This window comes from Bradyrhizobium erythrophlei (genome assembly GCF_900129425.1).
GTDB lineage: Bacteria > Pseudomonadota > Alphaproteobacteria > Rhizobiales > Xanthobacteraceae > Bradyrhizobium > Bradyrhizobium erythrophlei_C.
This window is the reverse complement of the sequence record NZ_LT670817.1, coordinates 8,168,909-8,190,980: the sequence shown is the minus strand read 5'-3', so window position 1 is coordinate 8,190,980 and position 22,072 is coordinate 8,168,909. Positions and strand designations below refer to the sequence as shown.

At 59.5% G+C, this 22,072-nt stretch carries 19 protein-coding genes; 13 read left to right on the top strand and 6 right to left on the bottom strand.

Annotated elements, in window-relative coordinates; genetic code table 11:
* Positions 1-248: 248 nt before the first annotated feature.
* Positions 249-608 carry a hypothetical protein gene (locus B5527_RS38970; RefSeq protein WP_079606229.1) on the bottom strand — a complete coding sequence of 120 codons (360 nt, stop codon included), beginning with the start codon at positions 606-608 and terminating at the stop codon, positions 249-251.
* Positions 609-906: 298 nt separating this feature from the next.
* Between B5527_RS38970 and B5527_RS38965 the strand changes: the two genes are divergently transcribed.
* The 3 genes from B5527_RS38965 to B5527_RS38950 all read left to right on the top strand — a co-directional run bounded on the left by B5527_RS38965 (position 907) and on the right by B5527_RS38950 (position 3,603).
* Positions 907-1,707, top strand: coding sequence for an acetoacetate decarboxylase family protein (locus tag B5527_RS38965; RefSeq protein WP_079606228.1), 801 nt, complete (start codon positions 907-909; stop codon positions 1,705-1,707).
* Positions 1,708-1,842: 135 nt separating this feature from the next.
* Entirely contained in the window at positions 1,843-2,643 is an 801-nt protein-coding gene (locus tag B5527_RS38960) for an acetoacetate decarboxylase family protein (protein WP_079606227.1), read from the top strand.
* Between the two features lie 348 nt (positions 2,644-2,991).
* The gene (locus B5527_RS38950) at positions 2,992-3,603 is read left to right on the top strand and encodes a helix-turn-helix domain-containing protein (RefSeq protein ID WP_079606225.1); all 612 of its coding nucleotides are present in this window, start codon (positions 2,992-2,994) and stop codon (positions 3,601-3,603) included.
* Between the two features lie 141 nt (positions 3,604-3,744).
* Here B5527_RS38950 and B5527_RS38945 read toward each other — a convergent pair whose 3' ends face one another.
* Positions 3,745-6,495, bottom strand: coding sequence for a LuxR C-terminal-related transcriptional regulator (locus B5527_RS38945; RefSeq protein WP_197689247.1), 2,751 nt, complete (start codon positions 6,493-6,495; stop codon positions 3,745-3,747).
* A gap of 259 nt (positions 6,496-6,754) precedes the next feature.
* Between B5527_RS38945 and B5527_RS38940 the strand changes: the two genes are divergently transcribed.
* From B5527_RS38940 to B5527_RS38910, 6 genes are all read left to right on the top strand, one after another.
* Positions 6,755-9,721, top strand: coding sequence for an ATP-binding protein (locus B5527_RS38940; protein ID WP_172842802.1), 2,967 nt, complete (start codon positions 6,755-6,757; stop codon positions 9,719-9,721).
* A 90-nt stretch (positions 9,722-9,811) separates the two neighbouring features.
* Positions 9,812-9,979: a hypothetical protein gene (locus B5527_RS45025; RefSeq protein ID WP_154072776.1), complete on the top strand. Its 168-nt coding sequence runs from the start codon at positions 9,812-9,814 to the stop codon at positions 9,977-9,979.
* 513 nt (positions 9,980-10,492) lie between these two features.
* Positions 10,493-10,702 (top strand): hypothetical protein, encoded by a 210-nt coding sequence (locus B5527_RS38930; RefSeq protein WP_079606221.1) that lies wholly within the window; start codon positions 10,493-10,495, stop codon positions 10,700-10,702.
* A 417-nt stretch (positions 10,703-11,119) separates the two neighbouring features.
* The gene (locus B5527_RS38920; protein ID WP_079606220.1) at positions 11,120-11,329 is read left to right on the top strand and encodes a hypothetical protein; all 210 of its coding nucleotides are present in this window, start codon (positions 11,120-11,122) and stop codon (positions 11,327-11,329) included.
* 232 nt (positions 11,330-11,561) lie between these two features.
* Positions 11,562-11,864 carry a hypothetical protein gene (locus B5527_RS38915; RefSeq protein ID WP_079606219.1) on the top strand — a complete coding sequence of 101 codons (303 nt, stop codon included), beginning with the start codon at positions 11,562-11,564 and terminating at the stop codon, positions 11,862-11,864.
* A 264-nt stretch (positions 11,865-12,128) separates the two neighbouring features.
* Positions 12,129-12,743 carry an exopolysaccharide biosynthesis protein gene (locus tag B5527_RS38910; protein WP_079606218.1) on the top strand — a complete coding sequence of 205 codons (615 nt, stop codon included), beginning with the start codon at positions 12,129-12,131 and terminating at the stop codon, positions 12,741-12,743.
* A gap of 109 nt (positions 12,744-12,852) precedes the next feature.
* Here B5527_RS38910 and B5527_RS38905 read toward each other — a convergent pair whose 3' ends face one another.
* Positions 12,853-13,953, bottom strand: a complete 1,101-nt coding sequence (locus tag B5527_RS38905) for a serine hydrolase (RefSeq protein ID WP_245332425.1) — start codon at positions 13,951-13,953, stop codon at positions 12,853-12,855.
* Positions 13,954-14,486: 533 nt separating this feature from the next.
* On the opposite strand from B5527_RS38905, the gene B5527_RS38900 reads away from it, so the two are divergent.
* Genes B5527_RS38900 through B5527_RS38890 form a run of 3 tightly spaced genes read left to right on the top strand, consistent with a single transcriptional unit; the run spans position 14,487 to position 17,511 of the window.
* Positions 14,487-15,617 carry an 8-amino-7-oxononanoate synthase gene (locus B5527_RS38900; protein ID WP_079606217.1) on the top strand — a complete coding sequence of 377 codons (1,131 nt, stop codon included), beginning with the start codon at positions 14,487-14,489 and terminating at the stop codon, positions 15,615-15,617.
* Positions 15,614-16,252, top strand: coding sequence for a dethiobiotin synthase (bioD, locus tag B5527_RS38895; RefSeq protein ID WP_079606216.1), 639 nt, complete (start codon positions 15,614-15,616; stop codon positions 16,250-16,252). Before B5527_RS38900 ends, bioD begins: the two co-directional genes overlap by 4 nt.
* On the top strand, positions 16,252-17,511 hold the full coding sequence (locus B5527_RS38890) for an adenosylmethionine--8-amino-7-oxononanoate transaminase (RefSeq protein ID WP_079606215.1): 1,260 nt from the start codon (positions 16,252-16,254) through the stop codon (positions 17,509-17,511). Before bioD ends, B5527_RS38890 begins: the two co-directional genes overlap by 1 nt.
* 91 nt (positions 17,512-17,602) lie before the next feature.
* Here B5527_RS38890 and B5527_RS38885 read toward each other — a convergent pair whose 3' ends face one another.
* Together B5527_RS38885 and B5527_RS38880 are read right to left on the bottom strand one after the other, a co-directional pair.
* The gene (locus tag B5527_RS38885; RefSeq protein WP_172842801.1) at positions 17,603-18,736 is read right to left on the bottom strand and encodes an ABC transporter substrate-binding protein; all 1,134 of its coding nucleotides are present in this window, start codon (positions 18,734-18,736) and stop codon (positions 17,603-17,605) included.
* A gap of 31 nt (positions 18,737-18,767) precedes the next feature.
* On the bottom strand, positions 18,768-19,874 hold the full coding sequence (locus tag B5527_RS38880) for a threonine aldolase family protein (RefSeq protein ID WP_338065069.1): 1,107 nt from the start codon (positions 19,872-19,874) through the stop codon (positions 18,768-18,770).
* A 227-nt stretch (positions 19,875-20,101) separates the two neighbouring features.
* Between B5527_RS38880 and B5527_RS38875 the strand changes: the two genes are divergently transcribed.
* Entirely contained in the window at positions 20,102-20,890 is a 789-nt protein-coding gene (locus B5527_RS38875; RefSeq protein WP_245332424.1) for an IclR family transcriptional regulator, read from the top strand.
* A gap of 203 nt (positions 20,891-21,093) precedes the next feature.
* Here the strand turns inward: B5527_RS38875 and B5527_RS38870 are convergent, their stop codons facing one another.
* Complete coding sequence (locus B5527_RS38870; protein WP_079606212.1) at positions 21,094-22,062, bottom strand: LLM class flavin-dependent oxidoreductase; 969 nt, start codon at positions 22,060-22,062, stop codon at positions 21,094-21,096.
* Positions 22,063-22,072 lie beyond the last annotated feature (10 nt).

The window sequence follows — 22,072 nt, the reverse complement described above, 5'->3', positions numbered from 1 at the left end:
GTCCGTTTGCGGCGGTTTACGGACGAGTTAACTCGCTCGTGCCCGCCGCCGATCTGCGCGATATCGTTCAGCGGCGGCAATCGTTCGTTCCGCGGTTCGCCCGTGAGCAGACAGGAGCGTCGCCGGCAGGGCGATCGTGACTCATGCAATCCCAGCGAAGATGCCAGCTCGTAGCCGATCGTTGCCGCTCCCGAGCAGCGCAGGATGAAGGCGATCGCCCGGATGCTCCTCTTTCCCATCGATGGATGCTAATTGCGTTGCGCGGTCCAATAGCCAGAGCATCGCGCACTTCCCGCGCGGCCGCTCCATTTTCCGCGACCGGACGTCCCGAACAGCCTGCCCGTGCCGGACGCAAATTTGTCCTGAACCGTCACCGACGCACGAACCGCACCAGATCTCGCGACGTATCCCCTGAATCTTACCAGGTTGGGATGGGTCACAATGCCGTCGGAAATATTGACGGTGAAGTTGTAAGTGGGATCGCATGAGCCCCTTTGCGTCACGAAGACAAGATCCCAGGAGCCATCATAGGCGGATCTCGCGTGTGTGACAGATGCCGGGGCCACAAAGCAGACCGCTGCAATCATCCAGAGCGAACGAATCTTCATTGACACATCTCCGTTAGGCGAAGCGGCCGCTTGCAAGAAAACTCAACAGACCTCGTCGATATTCGAAACAGGCAGCGGCGCGTTTCAGATGTCCGAACGATGATCCGCTTTAGGAAAAGCCGGCGTAGAGCGCTTGTTGAAACGTGCTCGCACTATCCTGAATCGTGCGATCGACGTCGGGTGCGCACAAACCAGCAAGTCGTTACATGTTTGTCCAAGCGCTGGGAACAGGACCAACGCTAACATTTCATGTTGAAATAATGCGCGGCTGATACGCCACTGGTGGTGGGGACTAGAAATGCTGAAAGGATTCACTGCGCCCCGGTCCCTTCTGGGCGCTGCTGCATTAGTCCCGTCGCCCCCCTGGCATTTCGCGGGTGACGTCCTGGCGGTGGAGTTCTGGAATGATCCCGAGGTATCAGTCCACACCCTCCCGACGGGCGTCGAGCTTGATAGGAAATGTCCAGGCCACTCTGTAGCACTCTTCACGGACTATCAGTTCACTGCGCAGAACAACGAGCATCTCGATCCTGCCAGATATCAGTGCCGCGGGTTCAGCGTCCTCCTCGACGCGATGTGGAAGGGGTCACCAATAGCATGGTGTCCATATTGCTACACCGATAACGACGCTGCCTTGATGAGAGGCTGGATCCAGGGCTATCCGAGAAAATTCGGCGCTGTGCACCAGACCCGCACCTTTGCCACCGCGAGCGCGGCTTCGCCGCCGCTCGCGCACGATAGCCGGTTCTCTGCCTGCATGTCCGCTCATGGTCGGCTGCTGGTGCAAGCCCGTGTCACCTTGCGCGAAAAAGCGGAGCATCTTGTCGGCCTGCTCGATCGCGGTATTGTGGGGCGGAGATATTTTCCGCGGCTCTCCGCGGGCTTGCACGACAAGCCAGCCGTGGATGAACTCGTTCGATGCGTCTCGGACCGCCTCCTGGTCACAAACATCTGGACCGGCGACGGGGAACTCGATTTTCCGGAGGCCTTTGGCGAAGAGTTGGAAGTGCTGGGACCGGTGAAGGTGGGGCGCGGATATCGATTCTCGTTCTCCTATTCCGTCACCGATATCGAGATCCTGGCAGACCTGACCGCCTAGCAATCGCGGCTGATGCCAACAGGCGCTTTGTGGATCGCGGCAGAAATAAACAAGTCGGCGCACTTCGATCAAATCAATTGTGGCTGGTTTCGATAGCCTCGGTTCCGAAAGTGATCGACGCATCAGGGTACGGAAATGCTAAAGGGCTTTACAGTTCCGAAATCGCCATTCGGTCAGGCCGCACTCACTCCGCCGCCACCCTGGCACTATGCCGGCGACGTTGTTGGAGTCGAATTCTGGACGCACCCCGATGCGACGGCGGCGACATTGCCGAAGGGTCTTTCCCCAGATCCGAACTCAAACGGTCGCGCCCTCATGATGTTTCTTGATTGGCAATTCACCGCCCAGGACGACGAATACCTTGAGCCGGCTCGTTATCAATATCGCGAGGCGTTTGTTTTGGTCGACGCAATGTATCGCGACGTGCCGGTCATGTGGTGTCCATATATTTATGTCGACAATGATGCTGCGCTGGCGCGCGGTTGGACGCAGGGGTTTCCAAAGAAAATGGGTAGCATTTTTCAGACGCGCTCCTTTGCGGCCTCAGGCCCCGCCGCAGCGCCGGTCGCGTCCGGCAGCCGGTTTGGCGCCAGCCTCTCGGCGCATGGCCAGCGTCTTGCGGAAGCCTGCGTCACCTTGCACAAGCCGGTCGAAAACGGAATGTCTCTCCTTAGCCGACCCACGGTCTTGTTGCGATACTTTCCGAGATTGGCAGCCGGCTACCAGGACAAACCCGCGGTCAACGAGCTGGCGATGTCGATCACCGACAAACTCACTGTTGTCGGGGCATGGAGCGGGAAGGGCGAGCTTAATTTTCCGGAAGCGAATGGCGAAGAACTCGACGCGCTCGCGCCGAACAGGATCGAGTCAGGGTTTCGCTACTCACTTTCATACTCAGTTAGCGATCTGAAGATCCTCGAAGACCATGGCTCGTGAGTAGTGCGATACCGTTTCTCGCCTTGGTGATCCTGATCGCTGTTCGATTTGTTGTCGGTCGCGGATTGAGATCGATGTTCGCGAATCCTCCGCTGGCGGAGGCGGCCCTGTACGTCTGCATCCTCGTGTCTCTCATGGCATTTTGGATCTGGGCGACCGCCGGGAAGTTCCGAATCGCTGCGAACCCAGGTTCGCCAAGATGTAACATATTGATCTTTAATACTAAATTTGTCCCGTGGGGCTGGGCAACATTAACTTTCCATAACGCTGATTAACGAGCCAAAAGGGACCGGTTGGTGCACTCTCTCGCCAATCCGAAGCCTCGGATAGTTCGTCGAGGGAGTGATCATGGAAGGACTTCAAACCACCGCACCGGAATCTTCCATTGCAGCCGATCAACAGTTCCACCTGGTTGCGAACAGCGTAGCCAAGCTGCTTGAAACTGCCAAGCGAGAGTTGGAGCGTGATCAGGAGGCGGCCAAGGCGTCGCTGGTCACAGCATCGCACATCCTGCAAGCGGAGATCGAACGTTGTTCGGGCGCTAACGGCTCCACAAGGGGCGGTCTGGCGTCTTGGCAGATCCTTCGAGTGCGAGCTTACATTGACAACAACTTACATCGTACCATTCACATCCGGGATCTCAGTACTGTTGCCCGTCGAAGCAAGGCGCACTTCTCACGTAAGTTCAAACTGGCTGTTGGCGAGTCGCCACATGCCTACGTGGTGAGAAGGCGTCTGGAGAAAGCCTGCCACCTGATGATGACCAGTGCGGAACCGCTGAGCGAAATAGCCTTGAGCGTGGGCTTTTCGGATCAAGCACATCTATGCAGGCTCTTCAGACAGGCCTTTGGTCAAAGTCCGGCCAACTGGCGACGTGAGCGCGGAAGCCCTGGCGAGGCCACCTCAAGAACCGGCATGGACGAGAATATGCCGCGAGCGATCAGCGCAGCGAAGTGCTGAGCTTCGGCCCCTTGGCGGGCCTGGGGGTTCACATGGGGCCATTTGGAAGGCGCTCGGGGAGCGTCAATTTGGCAGCGGATATATCTCAAACACTCGTTCGTCGGTCCAATCGTCTGTATCGAATAGTACCCAGGCTTAGCTTCATTGCGTGGTGACAAGGCCCAGGGTCTGCGCACGGGATACCGCCTGCGCGCGCCTCTCCACACCCAGCTTGGTGAAGGCGCTCTTGAGGTGCGACTTCACGGTCTCAGGACCAATATCAAGGCTCCGAGCGATTTCCTTATTGGACAATCCTTGTGCGATCAGCTTGAGGATTTCGGTCTCGCGTGTACTCAATGCGTGCAGAGCCTGGGCTCTGAAGGTCGGTACCAAGCGATCTTGCCGTGCCCTTTGGGAATCGGCCACGAGCCTGTCGACATAAGACATTAAATGCGCGTTAGTGCTGCCGCTCTTCTGGACCATCTGGACGAGGTCGGAAATGATCGAACCCTCGTCCAAAATGATCTGATAGAGACCTCCGCCCGCGCATGCGGCAAGAATACGGCGAAATCGATTCGTTGCGTCCGCGGCTTTGCCGACGCTTAGCTGAAGGGCCGAGATGCGAATTCCAACTCGGATCAAGAAGTAGCGATGCTGTGCTGCTTCGGTTTCGCGCTGCAGCTCCCGCAGGATTGACATCGCCTCCTCGGGGCGCTCCCGTTTTCCCAACAAATAAGCGTGGGCTAGTTTGTGGTCCCATTGAATTTCCGACCAGGCGCAAAGCCTGGGCGCAGGGTACTTTCGCGCAAGTCGCTCCAGGCGATCGACGCATGCGGCGCCTTCATCCGCGCGCCCTTCGTTGAGGTAAAGCCGCGCTTGTTCTGCTGTCGCAGCTGCCGTCAGCCTTCCCCAATCTCGTGAGATGCCATGGTTTTCAGCCCGCTCCAGGAGCGTGTGAGCCCGCTCGAGGTTCATCCGAGCAGCCGCGGCTCTAACCAGCACGAAATAGGCGCTCCGAACGCAGTCCAGCATCGTTCCAGAGATGATCAGCGGTGCGCGATCGATCACCAAAGCTTCCGCCTCGTCCAATTGGCCTTGCTCGTACAAAATCCGTGCAAGAAGACTGGCAGGCAAAGCCGCCGCTACCGAGTTCGGGCCAACATGCTGCTCCGCAATGCGCAACCCCTCACGGTAATGCCCCTCCGCCGCGACGAGACGTATCTGCCGGAGCTCTGCGAGACCTTGAAGGCAACGCCGATATACCGACGCGAATACGTTTCTCCGGTCGTCCTCCAGCGAATAGGGTATCCAGGGCGTCGCGTAGAATTGCTTGAGGTCACCGGCTTGCATGTGGCCAAAGCGAACAACATTGGAGGCCACATTTGCGGTCCACGGATCTCGAGATCGGTTGACACAATCCTCCGCCAAGGGCAGAGCTCTTTCGCTATCGTCCTTCAGCGCGATAGCAACGGAGCGGATCGCCTGGCACTCGCACTGCAAATCGCTCTCCGGCAGATGATCAGCGGCGATATAGTTCTCTATTTCAGTTGCGAGCCGCAAGGCCTCATCAAAACGTAGCGCGAGTGCCAATCCCCAGGCGATCGCCAACCTGACCTCGGGCTGACCTCGCATGAGTTCATCGGGAAACTGGCGCTGCCATTCGAGCAGGGTGAAGAGATCCCCTCTCTTAATCAAGGCCATTGCGCAATTCTTGATCCAGCTGATCGCACGATCAGGGTCTCCGGCTGCAATCGCGTGCTCGACCGCTTCGGTCCACAATTCCTGGGAGGCATACCAAAGTGCCGCACGCCGGTGCAGCTCGGGAATTTCAATGCCCCGGTCCGCCTCCAGCCTTTGCCTCAGATATTCGGCGAGAAGCGCATGATAGCGATACCAAACGCCTTCATTGTCGAGTGGCATGAGAAGAAGTTGCCGCTGCGCGAGCGTTGCCAAGATTGTTCGGCCCGAGTTCGCACCGGTGACGGCTTCGCATAATCGACCGGAGAGCCGATCGAGAATGGCTGTCCGGAGCATGAACTCGACCAACTCGGTCGAAAGCCCATCCAGCAGCTCCGCAAAATAGGTGGCGATTGGGCGCTGCGAACCGGATAGGTTGTGCACATACTCCCTTAGGCCGGGTCTGGATTGGGAAGGCATCGAGGCGATGATTCGCAGGGCCGCTGGCCAACCCTCGGTCTTGCGTTGCAACAGCTGGACGTCGGCGAGTTCCAGAACGCCAGGCTTGGTGCTGTCCAGAAAGGCTTTTGTCTCCTGCATGTCGAATCGCAAGGCTACAGCATCAATCTCGATCAGCTGATTCTGGGCTCGCAAGGTCGCAAGCGGCAGGGGGGGTTCGGCGCGCGTCGTAAGCACCACATGACAGTGAGACGGTGCGTGCTTCAGAAAATAGGCAACCGCTTGATGGATGCGAAAAGCGCGGACCCAGTGATAGTCTTCGAGAAACAGGTATACATCATCTTCTATCTCAGCCAGGTCATTGATCAAGCTGGACAGGATTGCTGTCGGGTCGATCAGGTTGTTCTCGAGGATCAGCCCAATTGCTCCGGCGCCAACGTCCGGACAGGCATGGTGCAGGGCCTGAGATACGTAAAATAGAAACCGTGTGGCCTCGTCGTCGTCTGAATCGATGGTCAGCCACCCGACGCAATTACCGCTTTGCTCGAGTTTCTCGGCCCAGGCGGCCGCCAGTGAACTCTTGCCGAAACCCGCGGGCGCCTTGATGACACCAAGTCGCTTGGTCGGGAGTTCGGACAAGATGGCGAGGAGCCGAGGACGTGCGACCAACCCCAGGAATCGTGCCGGCACGATCTTGGTCGCCAGAAATGGCAGCTGTCCTCCGCCGGGCAAGGTGCCCGTTCCATGTGCAGGATGGCTCGAGCGCGGCTGGATCAAGGGCTCCCCCTATCCACGTCGGTCCTCTCCCCCATTCGGGGGATACAAGCAACGGCGAAGTGTACGACCTCTGCTAGCGAGAGGGAAGCGCCGGGCATCATTGGCTGCAAGCGTCCCGCCGCCGGTCGCCGAGTGCTGATCCTTTTGGGCAAAGCTCCCCGCAGAGAGCCAAAGCAAGCTCATGTCTATCAGGAACGCACGCTTGGGTTTCTCACGGATGGTTGGACATCCCGGACAGGCAGACTCCAGGCCAGGAGCCGTGGCTGTCGACGATGTTCAAAGAAATCTGCAGTTTGGCCCCTTTGAGCTTTCGAGCAGGCAGAGGGTGCTTCGGCGCGACCGTGTGGTACTGCCCCTTGGCGGCAGGGCGCTCGACATCCTGATCTACCTTGCCGAGCGTCCGGGTGAGGTGATCGCAAAGCAGGAACTCATGGATCACGTCTGGTCGGACGTAACCGTCGAGGAGGGGAGCCTCCGGGTCCACGTCGCCGCGATCCGCAAGGCTCTTGGTGACGGCCAATTTGGCAACCGGTACATCGCAAACATCAAGGGACGGGGCTACTCGTTCGTCGGCACCGTTGTCCCCTTCGGTGACGGCATGGAGAGCAAGAACGCTAAGTTCCGCCAGCAAGGCAGGCTCCCCGTGCGACGGCGCAGGATGATTGGGCGCGAAACGGTCGTCAGCGAGGTTAGCGACAAGCTTCGAAATGAGCGGTTCGTAACTCTGCTCGGCCCCGGCGGCATTGGCAAGACGACGGTTGCCTTGGCTGTTGGCAGCGCCGTTGCCGAGGAGTTTGGCGGGAAAGTCCATTTTGTTGACTTGGAAAGCCTTACCGATCCGCGGCACGTTGCGGGGGCTGTCGCGACATCCCTGGGACTTGGACTCAAATCGAAAGATCCCGGCTTGGAACTGGTCGACTTCGTTCGTTCGCGAAAGCTTCTTATCATTCTCGATAGCTGTGAGCACGTGATCGAGGCGGTCGCTCTGGTTGCCGAGCAACTCTACCAGGAAACGGAGCAGGTCTATCTTCTGACCACGAGCCGCGAATTGCTGAAAGTAGAGGGCGAGCATTGTTGCCAGGTTCTTCCCCTTGATTTTCCGCCGGACGGGTCCGAGCAAGCGGCAAATGCCGTGCTTCGATATCCGGCAGTGCAGTTGTTTGTACGGCGCGTGGCGGCGAGGGCGGGAAGCGTCGTTCTCGCCGACGAGGAGGCGCCGTTTGTCGCGGAAATGTGCCGAAAGCTGGATGGCATACCGTTGGCAATCGAGTTGGCGGCGGGTCAGGTGGCGGCACTCGGCCTCAAGAACACGGTTGCCCGGCTGGTGTCTCGGCTGGAATTGCTGAAACTAAGCCATCGGACGGCCGTTCCCAGACACCGGACCCTTAAGGCGACATTGGATTGGAGCTACAATCTGCTGTCTGACGGCGAGAGGATTGTTCTTCGACGCATTGCTCCTTTCGTCGGCCATTTCACCCTTGAGGGCGCTCGGTATGTCGCAGGCGAACTCGGCGTAGGCACCGGAGAGATTTTTGATGCGATCGCCGGCCTGGTTGAGAAGTCACTGATAGCAACTCGGATCGACGAAACGCAGGCCCAGTATCGGTTGCTGGACACGACGCGGGCGTACGCACTCGAAAAACTGGAGGAGCATGCCGAAGTCGACGTGGTCTTCCGCCGGCATGCAGAATACGTCACCGGATACCTCGAATCGCAAAGAGCGGCGCTGTTGGCTCTGCTAAAGGCTGAAAGCGGCGCCGCCTATCCCGGTTCATCGGGAAACATTCACCTGGCGCCAAAGTGGAGCTTTGGGCCGCGCGGCAACAACCAGATCGCGACCGGACTCGCGGTCGCTTCAACGCATTCCAGCCAATTGGGTAACATCCGCGCGGCACTGGAATGGAGCTTTGGGTCGCATGGTGACGACGAGATCGCGACGAGGCTCGCGGCCGCTTCAACGCAGCTGTTTCTCGAACTGTCCCTGTTGATCGAATGCCGCATCTGGGCAGAGCGAGCGATCGTCCGTCTCGGGGATCAGCACAAGAACTCTCGCCGGGAGATGGAGATCTACGCGTCGTTGTCCTTGGCGCTGATGCACACCGAAGGGAGCAGCCAGCGTGTCGGCGAGGCTTTTTCTCGGGCGCTGGACGTCGCGGTCATACAACGAGACTTTGCCTACGAACTGCGGCTCCTGAGCGGCCTCTTCATGTATTACCGTTGGAACATCGACGTTTATCGTGCGCTTGATATCGCCTCTCGAAGCAAGGAGGTCGCCCTAAAAACCCTGGATCCCGACGATATGGCGCTCGCCGAAACGATGTTGGGCTCCGCCAATCATTTGGCCGGAAATCACCTCGCCGCACTAACGCATTTCGAATCCGGCCTGAGGCACTCGGCGTCCGGCTCGCGCTTCCGCGCGGGGCACTACTTGTTTCATCATAGCAGCCTTTTGCTGGTGGGGATGGCACATTGTCTGCTGTTCAGAGGTTTGCTCGACCAGTCACTTGACTACGCTAGACTCGCCATCGAGGAGAGCGAAAAATCCGATCATCCGGCCACGCTCTGCCGATCCCTGAGCCTGGTTCTTCCAATCTATTTGGCGCTGGCGGACTCTCGCCGGTCGGAACAATACATCGCGCAGCTTACCGAGCTCTCCGCAGCCTATTCCTTGAAACCCTACCGTGCTGTGGCGACTGGCCTGCGAGGTCGGTGGCTGCTCCTGCAAAACGATGTCCGCGCGGGGATTCCGCTGCTGAAGAGAGCTTTGGATGAGCTTCACGCGCAAAGTCACGAAATGCTCAACATGGACTTTGTCTGCGACCTCGGTGCGGGTCTCATTGCCATGGGAGAGCACCAGGAAGCGCTGACGATGACCGAGAGAGCAATTGAAGCGCAGCATCGCGGCGGAAAATTTCTGTACATGCCCGCCTTGTTCAGGATGAAAGGGCTCATCCTGGCGTCTCGATCGGCCGAGGATTGTTTCGAAGCGGAAGGAAGCCTGCTGTCGGCAATCGACTGGGCGAAACGCCAGTCCGCCGGCCTGTTTGAATTGAAAGCTGCGACGGACCTTGCCGAGCTGTTACTGAAACAGGATCGCGTGGCAGAAGCCTGCAAATCTCTCAGCGCGGCTCTTGATCGAACACCAGCCGGAATTGTATCCCCCACTCACAAGCGCGCCCTGCAGATCCTCAACCAGCTCCAATCCGACACCGAGGCCGTCGGCTAGATCTGGAGCCTTCGAGTACTGTGCTCTGTCTGCGCAGTCGGGTTCAAGTCCTCGCATTCCGATGCAAGCCCAAGCCTGCAGTTGGGATGCATGTTGTGGCAGGAATGGTCACAGCATGGTTTGAATTCGATGGGCAAGCTGGTCGCGGATATCATTGTTGAAACCTTGCAGAATGCAGGCGTCAAGCATTGCTACGGCGTCGCGGGCGACACGCTCAACCTGATCGCCCGCTCACTCGACAAAAGCGAAATCGAGTGAGTGTAGGTGAGACACGAAGAAGCAGGAGCTCTCGCCGCGCAAGCGGAAGCGCAGGGCACCTACACCGCCGAGCTAATCGAAGTCTCGCATCGAGAAGTGGTCGGCTTTCGAGCGCCATAAACCTTCGTATCGTTCTGTGACCACTTTGGATGCCCGACGATTACCCACGTTCAATTGAGCCGGTGACCGCGATCGTCTTAGGCTGAATAAGTTGGTAAAGCGCACAGGCTCATAAAGTGCGGCTGTGAAAGAAGGATGATCGACGAACAACGACGAATACCAAGAGGAGACTGCAATGCTGAACTGCTCCGAAAATCTTAGATGCGGCAGAGCCGCGCGATGTGCAGCTTGTGATGGCAAGTTTGGTCTCGTCCGGTACTACTCATGGCGAACCCCCCTTTGTTCCAGGAAGTGCGTCGATCGCTTCAGAGCCCGCCGGGCAAGTGACCTGAATTGGCTACCTTGGCTCCAAGTCGCCTTGGACCAAGCGACAGAGAACCGCGTGAGGGCTCTATGACGTTTCAGCGGCTCTCACAACGAGGCAAGGAATACTTAAAAACAGCAGAGACTTTGCTTCGCGCTGCCCAAACCATGACCGACCGAGCGATTGCGAGTCAGCTTAAGGCCCTTGCCGACGACTACCAGCGGCGAGCTGAGAAAGCCTCGCATGTTGATGCGGCCAAAGCATTCGCTCGATCGGCTGCCAACGCTGAAGACGAGTAGCGTATCTGACTTGATGGAAAGCATCACAGTCCAACCTGCGGAAGAAATGTGAGGCGAACGGATGCCCGGCGCGCGGCCCAGTCACGAGATTTTTATTCTTTCGTTACCGCCTGCAGAGTTTCAAAGTTGAGGCTAATAGCTTAAATCTCTATGAAATGATTGCCGTCATCTTATGGAAGGCTTGTTCTCGAACTGCGGGCTCCCTCTCTAACAAATGTTGGGAGTGAATATGGGCGAAATTATCCGATTTGTCCCAAAGTCTGAGCGCGAGCGAGCCCGCTTAATTCGAGCGGCCCGCGCGAAATACGACAGCATCTTCCCACCGGTTGATCCAGTCAGCGAGAAGCAGAACAAGGCACCAGCAAGTCATACGGTTAGCGGCGCCAATGCCCATCGTCGCGACGGGGTTCTCCTGTCGTGATCAAGATCATCGCCGTGCTCTGCAGTCTCTCCTCTCCGGCAAATTGCCACGAGCAGACCGTCACCACCTCGGACTTCGCCGAGGTCTCAATGCAATCCTGTCTGATGGGCGCGCCGCAGCTGGCGGAGTGGATGAAGCAGCATCCCGCCGAGCGCCTGGCGGCATGGCGCTGCGTGATCGGCAAGCGGGATGGCAGCGGAATTTAGAGTGGAAAGCTTTCCTCGAGAGTTCGCCGCCAATCCGATCGGCGCCGAGTTGTCAATGCGAAGTTATTCTGGGTCTGGCCTGCCCGAGGGCTGAAGAGCGGACGCCCAGTCTGGCGCACTGTCTGCGGATGGCTGCATAACCAGCGGCGCAGGGATGCGAAATTCACCATAGCGCGAAGCCTCGGCGGACTGTATGAATCGGTAGCTTCTTCTATGATTTGAAGAGGCTGACATGAACGACTTGCACGCGTGGCTTTTGCAGCAGCATCACGGCTTGCGGACCTTCCACACCTTCCAGCAAAAACTCACAACTTTGAGCGGGGACGAGCCCGAGCAACGAGCCTTGTGCCGGTTGCTGAGCTCTTTAGTCGGCGGCTACATCGAAGCGTTTGACGAGGAACCTTTGCCTGTCGCGGTCGCCGATCGCGCCTATCAACGGCTGCTCGACTTGGTGGCGAGCCTCGATTTTCGAGCCAGCGCGGACCACCGCCTCGCCGACCTCAATCGTGTTGCAGCGTGCGACCTCTGGCATTGATCGTGTGAAACTTAACGGGCGGGACGCCGAGGGAAACCTTCTGGTGCAATGCCACGAGCGGCAAAGGCGCATCATGCAACCATCGTTGGGGCTTGCCCGGCGACAATGTCGGACGAGAACGCGGAGCCTGCGCCAGGGTCGCTGCGGGTTACGGACTTATTTCTCCTTCCAGCGCGCGCAACGGCACAGCCGGCCGTTCGGGCCTGGACTCAACGCGCGTACGTGCACTATGGATGCCAAACCATCAGCTCAGGACGCGTTTTAATGCCGAGATTGCCTGCCGACGCGCGAGCGCTTATTCCTGCTACCGTCGTCTTGCAGCGGCTGCATGATGAGGTACCGGCGGATCAATTCACCCTGGCCTGGCTGACGAATAACCTGCACAAGCGCTCCTTCGGAATCATCATGCTCCTGATCGCGCTGGTCGCGATCGCACCAGGGCTCTCGATCATAGCTGGCCTGCTGCTTATGATTCCCGCTGTCCAGATGATCGCGGGTAAGGCCGCCCCGGTCTTCCCGCGCCGCATCGCCACTCGTTCTTTGCCGACGAGACACCTGGCCGCTGCGGTGCAACGATCCATACCGGTGCTCAGATATCTTGAAAGGGTGATACATCCGCGCTGGCATACGCCGCTCGAATCAACCAAGCGCTTGGTCGGTGCCGTCGTCCTAATCCTGAGCACCACCTTGGTGTTAGTTCCGATACCGCTCAGCAACGTTGTCCCCGCCTCGGTGATTGCCTTGATATCGCTTGCCTACCTCGAAGAGGATGGCGTCCTGCTCTCGATCGCCTTGCTGGCCGCTATGATCGTGATGGCGGTCGCAACGATGGGAGTCTGGGAGATGGTCGTCAGCGCACAATGGATCGCCGATCTCTGATAATTCATGACCGGGGCAGTCGGGCATTCTCGCGAACGTCCGGGTTTGGTGAGGTCGGGTAACAGCCAAAAAATGCTGACGGCCTGAGCGAACCAATCGATATTCACGGCTACTCTTCTCGCGCCAATTCCGGAAGCACGCGGTAACGGGCGATCTCATGCGGGAAATTGCCGCGGTTAGCGAGCAGGACGATGCCGGTTTTGTGTGCCGGCACGAGGCCGACATAGGCTGATGCGTTATTAAGTCCGCCTGGCTTGTCAACAACGTCCACGTCGTTCAAATGAACGTTTTCCCAGGCCATCGCCTGTCCGAACTGCTCGGTCACATGAAATATCTCACGCTGCGTCATCTGCAATGCTTGCCGCAATTGCGGATCGATCACATCGCCATCGATACAGGCAGCAAGAAAGGTGGCAAGATCGCGAGCCGAGGAGAACATCTGACCAGTGCCAGGGAAATCGTAATAACTCTGCTGGTTTCCAGGTGGACCAATCGCTATGCCCGTATCGGAGTAGCCTTGCACGACACGTTTCAACAGCTCCGGAACCATTATAGCGCGATTGTCCGGCCCGCGCTCGGGGAGGAACGTTTGGTTCATGCCGAGGGGTTTCAAGATACGGTCTTCGACAAGCTCACCGATCGGTCGACCGTAGCGACGTTCGAGCGCGAGTTGCAGCAGCACATACCCCGCATGTGTATAGATGTGCTGCTTCCCCGGCTGCTCGCCTGATTGCGGCGTCCATGCGTTGAGCATATTGAAGAATTGCTGCAGCGTAAACGAATCGTTCGGCCATGGCGGGTGATCGGTCGGCAGCAAGAGTCCGGACGTATGCGTTGCCAGTTCACCGATCGTTACGCTTTTGACGTAGTCGCCGCGCAACTCGGGGACATACCTGCTCACTGGATCATCCAGACTCAGTTCGCCACGAAGCGTACTCAGCGCGACCAGGATGGCCTCAAAAGGTTTGCGTACTGACGCTACGTTAAACAGCGTGTCTGAAGTGATTGGTCGCTTTGTCAATTCGTCGGCGAAGCCGTAGTTGAAAAATTGCGTGTAGCCCGCAGCGTAGACGGCCACAGCGAGACCGCCCGCTTTCCCAATGGCCTCCGGAGCCAGATAGGTCGTTACGATGTGCTGAACCTTGGCATCCATACCAATATCCGCAACCGACCCGCGCGCCAGCGCGAGTAGCAGAATGGGAAAAATCATCAGGCCTATCAATCGACGATGTCGCCACCAACGCGCAGAACTTGTCACCATCCAGAGCCATCGTCACATTGAAGCCGAGGGACGCTCTTGCGAGCGCGATTCTGGCGCTTATCGGGAAACGCCCGTCAATTTGCCGTGAAGTTGTCAACCGACTTGCGGGCGGACGCGATTTGGCTTTGGTCAGCAGGCCATTCGACAAGCCCGCCACGGCTTCAAACAAAGTCTCGTCTTCCTCTGCGAACCGGTTTATCCCGACCGTCCATTGGGCGGCGATGTAGTTCTCTGATGCATGCGCGTCGTCGACGATGATGGCCCCCGGGTCATCGAAGAAAGGATTGGTGTTGGGCCGGCGAGTAGTTCTTCTTCTTTCCGATGAACGGCTCGACGGTGAGTCGGTACTTGCTGTTGCCTCCGCGGTCAACTGATGGGCCAGTTGCACTGCAGACGTATTGTTATCCTGCTTGGTAACGCGATATCGAATACAAACGTGGGAAACAGACTTGTAAGCTTTCCGTTGGAAGTGGTGACTGACCATGTATGGCGTTTTCGAGGCGAACTTGCGCGAACTCGCGGATCGAGGGCGGCTGCGCTCGCTGCGCGAACGTTCCGGAATAGACTTTACGTCGAACGACTATCTCGGGCTGGCCGAGTCAGCGGAATTGCGGCACGCGGCTGCCGATGCGGTGGCGCGGGGCGTGCCTGTGGGCGCCGGCGGGTCACGCCTGTTGCGAGGCAACCATCCCGAACACGAGGCGCTGGAAACCGAAGCGGCAGCCCATTTCGGTGCCGAAACCGCATTATATTTCGGTGGCGGCTACGTCGCCAATCTCGCCATCTTCTCGACGCTCCCGCAAACCGGGGATCTCATCGTCCACGATGAATTAGTCCATGCCAGCGTCCACGAAGGACTCCGTCGGACCCGTGCCGAATTCGTCGGGGTGCCGCACAACAATGTCGATGCATTCGACGCCGCGATCGTTCGTTGGCGCAAGGCCGGAGGAACGGGGCGGCCCTGGCTGTCGGTCGAAAGCCTGTACAGCATGGATGGCGACAGTCCGAACCTCGTTGAACTCCTCGCGGTTGCGGATCGCCACGAGGCTATGGTCGTCATCGACGAGGCGCATGCGACAGGCGTACTCGGTCTGCAGGGGCGGGGGCTCGCGGCGGCCTTTGAGGGCCGCGACAACGTCATCACCTTGCACACCTGCGGCAAGGCGCTCGGCACGGCCGGAGGTTTCATCCTTGCGCCGGGAATAGTTCGTGATTTTCTGGTCAACCGCGCGCGCCCGTTTATTTTTGCGACCGCGCCTTCGCCGCTGACCGCTGCGATCACGCGCTCCGCCCTGGAACTGTCAAGATCGAACCCCGGGAGGAGGGAGCGGCTCGCGCGTCTCGTTCAATTCGCAGGGACTGAGCTTCGCCGCCGATGCAACATCGAACCGTCCGGCTCGCACATCATTCCGGTGATCGTGGGCTCGGATCAGGCGGCCGTAAACCTGGCATCGGCGTTGCAGCGCAGGGGTTATGATATCCGCGCGATACGGCCGCCGACGGTCGCTGAGGGCACGGCACGTCTGCGCATCGCCCTGACGCTGAATGTCGATGAAGCGACTGTGACAAAGTTGTTCGAGGCCCTCTCCCAAGACTTGCGAAAAGCTGCATGAGGGTGCGCATCATCGTGACCGGAACCGACACCGGCATCGGCAAGACGGTTTTCGCCGCTGGCCTGGCGGGTGCGCTGGATGGGGTCTATTGGAAACCCATTCAGGCGGGAGTCGAGGAAGAGACCGATCGCGAAGCGGTTTTGCGCTTGTCCGGCCTTTCGCCGGAGCGGGTATTGCCGGAAGCCTACCGATTACGAACTCCGGCCTCGCCGCATCTCGCCGCCGAACGCGATGGAATTGTCATCGATCCCGATGCTCTCCTACTGCCGGAGACGGACCGGCCGCTGGTGGTGGAGGGCGCCGGCGGATTGCTGGTCCCCCTGACACGCGAGCTCACTTATATCGACGTCATGGCCCGGTGGAAGGCGCCGGTCGTGCTCTGCGCCCGCACGACGTTAGGAACCATCAATCACAGCCTCTTGTCGGTTGAAGCACTGCGAACTCGAAATATTACAATTGCCGGCATCGTTTTCATCGGCGACGAAAATCAGGAGTCGGAACGGATCGTTGCCGATCTGGGACAGGTACGCCACCTTGGCCGTCTGCCGCATCTTGAGCCACTGACCGGTGCCTCGCTGCGGGCGGCTTTCGCCCGTCATTTCCGAATTGAAGACTTCCTGCAGGAGACTGCATGATGAAATCGAACTCCCCGATCTGGCATCCGTTCACGCAGCACGCGGTGCAACCGGATGCCACGCTGATCGCAAGCGGCGAGGGCGCGTGGCTTACGACCGCCGATGGCCGGCGTATCTTCGATGCAATCTCGTCCTGGTGGGTCGTGACCCACGGCCACCGTCACCACCATATCATGCAGGCGATCAAGGATCAGGCCGACCGTCTCGATCAGGTGATTTTCGCCGGCTTCACGCACGAGCCCGCGGAGAAACTTGCGCGGCGTCTCGTGGCGATGACGCCGCCGCAACTCGAATACGTGTTCTTTTCGGATAGCGGATCGACCGCGGTTGAAGTCGCCTTGAAAATGGCGCTCGGGTTCTGGCGTCATCGGGGCGAGAAGCGCACCGGCATTCTGGCTCTTGAGGGCGCCTATCATGGCGACACCATCGGCGGAATGTCGGTCGGCGAACGCGGCGTCTTCAACGCACCCTATGATCCCCTGCTGTTCGATGTCGAGCGGCTGCCGTTTCCGTCCGCCGGCCGCGAGGAAACGACGCTGCGGGCGCTGGGTGCCGCTTGCAGGCGGGGAGGCGTTGCAGCGCTGATCGTCGAGCCGCTCATCCTCGGCGCCGGTGGCATGCTGATCTATGCGCCGGAAGTGCTGACGGAGGTGAAGCGCGTCTGCGAAACACACGGCGTCCTGTTCATTGCCGACGAGGTCATGACGGGATGGGGGCGGACCGGTACGCTATTCGCATGCGAGCAGGCCAGAGTAACACCCGACATCGCGTGCTATTCCAAGGGACTCACCGGCGGTTCACTTCCACTGGCGGTCACACTCTGCCGGGCCGACATTTTCGACGCGCACTATTCAACCGACCGCAGCCGGACCTTCTTTCATTCCAGCTCCTATACGGCAAATCCGATCGCTTGCGCGGCGGCGCTTGCAAACCTGGAGATCTGGGACAAGGAACCGGTCCTGGAGCGCGTCGCCGCCATCGCCCGTCTGCATTCCCTGGGACTCGATCGCTTCCGCGACGACCGGCGGTTCACCAATGTCCGCCAGATCGGCTCGATCGCCGCATTGGATCTCGCATCGGGGGAGACCGGCTATTTGGCTGGCGTCGGCCCTCGTCTCTATCAGGGCTTCCTGTCGCGCAATTTGCTTGTCCGGCCGCTCGGCAACACGATCTACATCATGCCGCCTTATTGCAGCGAGGCAAACGAGCTTGGCATGGTTTATCAAGCGATAGCCGACGTCATAGGCGAGATGCCGTGAAAGACGGTTATGGCTGCAATCCCATTGACGTTGGATTGCAATTGCTGCGAGGCCACGCATCGCGGACGAACGCGTGGCCTCCGCGCGAGTGTTACTTCAGCGTGACTTCTTTCAAAATCTTTACCTGCTTGTCGGCGATGCCTTCGATCAGCACGACCTTGCCGCCCTGGTTGTGATCGTCGAAGGTCACCTTTGAGCCCATCACATTGGTGAATTCGATCTTCTTCAGCGCATCGCGGATTGCGGTCGGGTCGGTGGATCCGGCCTCCTTGATCGCCTTCAGCAGAAGACGCATCACGTCATAGCCCGCCCAGGTCTGCAGCACCGGCGTCGTCTTATGCTGCTTTTCAACTTCCGCGGCGAAGGCCTTGTTCGCGGGGGTATCGACCAGATAGCTGTAGGTCCAGGCGGTGATCGAGCCATCCATCCCGCCGGCCTGGATGATCTGCAGGTTGTTGCCGCCGGGGTCGAAGCGGCCGATGTAGGGGATCTTGATGCCGAGTTGCATGGCATTGCGCAGGAAATTGATCTGGTCGCCGGCGAGCTGGAAGATCGCGATGGCGTCAGGCTTGCTCTGCTGGATGCGGGTTAGCAGCGAGGTGAAATCGGGATAGTTCTGCGGGTGGAAGTCGGTGGAGATCACTTCCAGGCCATTCTTCTTGGCCACGGCTGCGAAAGCCGCGGCACCGCCGCGACCGAAATCGGTGTCTTCGCCAAGAATGGCAACGCGTTTGAACTTTGAATCCTGGCCGAGATAAAGGCCAAGCGCGTTCATCATGTCGTCGTCGGAGGGATTGATCCTGAAGGTCCACTGATTGCCACCAACGCCGGACAGTTCGGTGATCTTCGGACTAGAGGCGATGCCATCGATCAATGGAATTTTCGCAGCGGCGATCAACGGCATCGTCGCCAGCGTCGCCGAGCTGCAATGCGCGCCGACGATGGCGACGACCTTGGCTTCGATCAGCTTGTTGGCGACGTTGACGGCTTCCGACGGATTGCAATGATTGTCGTAGGCGAGAAGCTCGATCTTCTTGCCAAGCACGCCACCAGCGGCGTTGGCTTCGTCGAGCGCCAACTGGTAACCCCAGCGCTGCCACATCGCGGGTGCTGCAGCGGGGCCGGTATCGGGCACGCTCGCGCCGATCACGATGTTCTGCGCATTCGCGGTCATCGGCAATGCGAGCGAAAGCCCGATCACCGCAGCCAGTGTTCTCATCAACATAGTCAAGCCTTTCCGAAATGATTGATGTTCATCAACGCACGATACCCGCCGCCACAGGCGTCGCATGATCCCGAGACACGGCCTCGCGAACCAAGCCGACAAAGGACCGGACTGCCCCGGACTCGGTGGCGAACGACGTCACGAGGCGCACGAAAACCTCGTCCGACGCGGGAGACTGCCCGGCGTCGAGGCCGCGCGAACCCCAGTCGTAGTAACGCACGCCGGCGCGCCTTAGCGCTTCGTCGGCGGCACGCGGCAAAATCGCGAACACCTGATTCGTTGGCGCGTCCCACGCCAGCCGCACACCTGGAATGTCTTTCAGCCCCCGGGCGAGATCGGAGGTCTGAGCGTTAGCGATCCGCGCCAGATCGAGCCAATGATCGTCTTTGAGATAGCCCGTCATCTGCGCGCCGAGCAGCCGGCCCTTCGACAGCGTGTGACCGGCGCGCTTGCACCGATAGGCAAAAGTCCTGGCCTTTTCCGAATCGAAAAAGATCACGGCCTCACAGGCAAATGTTCCGTTCTTTGTTGCGCCGAACGACAGCACATCGACGCCGGCTTTCCAACTCATTTCCGCAGGCGTGCATCCCAGTGAGACGAGCGCATTCGCAAAGCGCGCGCCGTCCATATGAACCGCGATGCCACCGGCATGGGCGATCTCGGACAGCGCCGCGATTTCATCGCAGGAGTAGAGCGTCCCGCATTCGGTGGCCTGCGAGAGCGAGAGGGCGCCGGGCTGAACCTGTCGGACGACCCCGGCCGGAAAATCCATCAGGGTTTTCCGAAACGCATCCGGGCTGATCTTTGCGGTCGGTCCATCGACGCCGACAAGCTTGGCGCCGCCGGTGAACATTTCGGGCGCGCCGGATTCGTCATTGGCGATGTGGGCGTGGTGGTGACAAAAGACCGCGCCCCAGGGCGGGCAGAGCGCGCTGAGCGCCAGCGCATTTGCGGCTGTGCCGGTGCTGACGAAGAAGCAGGCGACCTCGTGCTCGAACACGTCTGCAAGCAGTTCTTTCGCGCGCGCGCTGCAGGGATCGCTTCCGTAGGCGGTCACCGCGCCGTGGTTTGCGGCGATCAAGGCCTCCATCACCAGCGGGCTGGCGCCAACGGCATTATCGCTCGCAAAATCCATCATCAGACAATCCCAACTCGTTCCTATTATAGGAACGACGTTCCGCGACCGATTAGAGAAAAATCAGGCTGACCTGTCAAGCAAGGGACTGCCCACAATTGTGGCCAGCTGCCACAAATGTCGGGTCGCGCTATAAATCGCGACCTCGCTCGGAAGCGCTCATTATTGACTCTTCCGGCGCGGGTCGCATAGCTGTGACGAACGATGTTCGTTTTGTCGGAATGTATAACATGGGTGCGGAAAGCCAGTCGGTCGCGCGCGCGGTCGATATCCTCGAATTACTGGCCGAAAACGGCTCCCTGGGTGTCCGCGATATCGCCCGTCGCATGACGCTGTCGCCGACGATCGTGCACCGGCTGCTCAGCACGCTGGCCTCCACCGGCTTCGCCGAACAGGCGCCGGACACGCAAAAATACCGCATCGGCTACCGCGCATTCCGGATCGGCTGCTCGTTCCTGTCGCAAAACGATCTCGATCGTGCCAGCACGCCCGAACTGGTGGCGCTGGCGGAGCAGCACCAGGTCAACAGTTTTCTCGGCGTATTGCGCGACCATGCGGTGGTCTATCTCAAGGTCGTCAAGAGCAACGGTCCGATTGCCATCAACAATGCACCGGGTTCGCTGGCGCTGCCGCACTCGACGGCGTTCGGCAAGGTGCTGCTGGCGGCACTCTCCGACAAGCAGGTGGCCGAGGTGATGGGCCGGGAGCCCTACAAAAAGCTGACCAGGAAGACAAAGGTCTCGCTGCGGGCGCTGCTGAGCGAGTTGCGCGAAATCCGGGTGACCGGAATTGCGATCTCGGATGAGGAAAATCTGCCGAATGTCTATTCGGTCGGCGCCGCGGTGCGCGATGCTTCGGGGGCGGTGGTAGCCTCGCTGAGCGGCGCCGTTCCGCGCCAGGGATTGCACAAGCGCGATATCGACAATCTTTGCGTGCTGGTAAAGAACGCAGCCGACAGCGTATCGCGCAAGATGGGCGCGCCGCCGGCCTCGCTCGCGACGCGCGGCGCTAGAGCGTGATGAAATGAGCTTAGATTGAGCTGCGACGTAGCGGAAACTTTACCTCTCCCATAGGGAGAGGTCGGCGCGTAGCGCCGGGTGAGGGGTTACGGTCTATCGGCCGAGCAACGCCCCCTCACCCGATTTGCTGCGCAAATCGACCTCTCCCCGCTGGGGAGAGGTGAACTGAAGCGCACACCGATCCAAATTAAAACCATCTTGCTCTAGCCCTTCAGCGTTTCGAGCACCTTCTTCAGCTGCGTTGAGTCGCCGATGCCCGAGGCCACGATTTCATCGATGCCGACGGACTCATAGGATGCAAAGGCGGCCCTGACCTGGCTCGGCGTGCCGCTGGCGCTGTGACGCATCACGACGTCGTCGTTCACAAGCCTGTTCACCGCCTCCCAGTCCTCGCGGGCGTAAGCCGCCACAAGGGAGGCCTGATCGAGCGCCGTGCCCGCCATTTCAAGATTGCGCGCGTGATGCTGACCGCGCAGGATGAAGCCCAGCAGACGCCGAAGGCGGTTACGCGCGACGATTTCGTCATCATCGGCCGAAACATAGACCAAGGCGGCCTTGCGGATGCGGCGGCCGGATGTTTGCTCGCCCTTGCGCACCAGCTCGAGCGTCCAGCGGATGAACGCCGGAGAGGTCGCGGCGCTGATCAGCACGCCATCGGCGGCGGCGCCGGCCAATTCCAGCATCTGCGGGCCTGATGCGGCCAGAAAGATCGGAATCTCACGGGCGCCATTGGCAAGACGCCTTCCGGAGACGCGAAAACGCTCACCCTTGAAGTCGATGGTTTCACCGCTCAGCAAAGCGCGGGCGACGCCGATGGCCTCGCGCATGGTGCCGAGCGGATGGTCTGCGACAAGACCCGCCGCTTCCAGATCGCGCGGCGCCCCCACGCCAAAGCAGAGCTTGACCCGGCCCGGAAAATATTCGTCCAGCGTCGCCGCCGCCATCGTGGCGTAGAGCGGGTGAACCGAGTAGGGGCTCATCGCCATCAGCGCAATGCTGATGTTTTTTGTATGGGCCAAAGCCAAGGCTGCGGTCGCGATCGGTTCGCGCTGGAACAGATGCGACGCCAGCCAGACGGTGGACGCGCCGCCTTCGTCGGCGGTCCTGGCCGCGGCGCGCATGGTGTCCGGCGTTTCGCTGCCGTCGAAGGAGAGTCCAAATTCGCTGGGCATGACGCGCCTT

Bases quoted from the DNA above. Each gene is read 5' to 3' on its own strand.
- B5527_RS38900 (WP_079606217.1), top strand. From the start codon at position 14,487: ATGTATGGCGTTTTCGAGGCGAACTTGCGCGAACTCGCGGATCGAGGG.
- B5527_RS38905 (WP_245332425.1), bottom strand. From the start codon at position 13,953: ATGATTTTTCCCATTCTGCTACTCGCGCTGGCGCGCGGGTCGGTTGCG.
- B5527_RS45025 (WP_154072776.1), top strand. From the start codon at position 9,812: ATGTTGTGGCAGGAATGGTCACAGCATGGTTTGAATTCGATGGGCAAG.
- B5527_RS38970 (WP_079606229.1), bottom strand. From the start codon at position 608: ATGAAGATTCGTTCGCTCTGGATGATTGCAGCGGTCTGCTTTGTGGCC.
- B5527_RS38875 (WP_245332424.1), top strand. From the start codon at position 20,102: ATGGGTGCGGAAAGCCAGTCGGTCGCGCGCGCGGTCGATATCCTCGAA.
- B5527_RS38910 (WP_079606218.1), top strand. From the start codon at position 12,129: ATGCCGAGATTGCCTGCCGACGCGCGAGCGCTTATTCCTGCTACCGTC.
- B5527_RS38930 (WP_079606221.1), top strand. From the start codon at position 10,493: ATGACGTTTCAGCGGCTCTCACAACGAGGCAAGGAATACTTAAAAACA.
- B5527_RS38950 (WP_079606225.1), top strand. From the start codon at position 2,992: ATGGAAGGACTTCAAACCACCGCACCGGAATCTTCCATTGCAGCCGAT.
- B5527_RS38965 (WP_079606228.1), top strand. From the start codon at position 907: ATGCTGAAAGGATTCACTGCGCCCCGGTCCCTTCTGGGCGCTGCTGCA.
- B5527_RS38960 (WP_079606227.1), top strand. From the start codon at position 1,843: ATGCTAAAGGGCTTTACAGTTCCGAAATCGCCATTCGGTCAGGCCGCA.
- bioD (WP_079606216.1), top strand. From the start codon at position 15,614: ATGAGGGTGCGCATCATCGTGACCGGAACCGACACCGGCATCGGCAAG.
- B5527_RS38880 (WP_338065069.1), bottom strand. From the start codon at position 19,874: ATGATGGATTTTGCGAGCGATAATGCCGTTGGCGCCAGCCCGCTGGTG.
- B5527_RS38885 (WP_172842801.1), bottom strand. From the start codon at position 18,736: ATGTTGATGAGAACACTGGCTGCGGTGATCGGGCTTTCGCTCGCATTG.
- B5527_RS38890 (WP_079606215.1), top strand. From the start codon at position 16,252: ATGAAATCGAACTCCCCGATCTGGCATCCGTTCACGCAGCACGCGGTG.
- B5527_RS38915 (WP_079606219.1), top strand. From the start codon at position 11,562: ATGAACGACTTGCACGCGTGGCTTTTGCAGCAGCATCACGGCTTGCGG.
- B5527_RS38870 (WP_079606212.1), bottom strand. From the start codon at position 22,062: ATGCCCAGCGAATTTGGACTCTCCTTCGACGGCAGCGAAACGCCGGAC.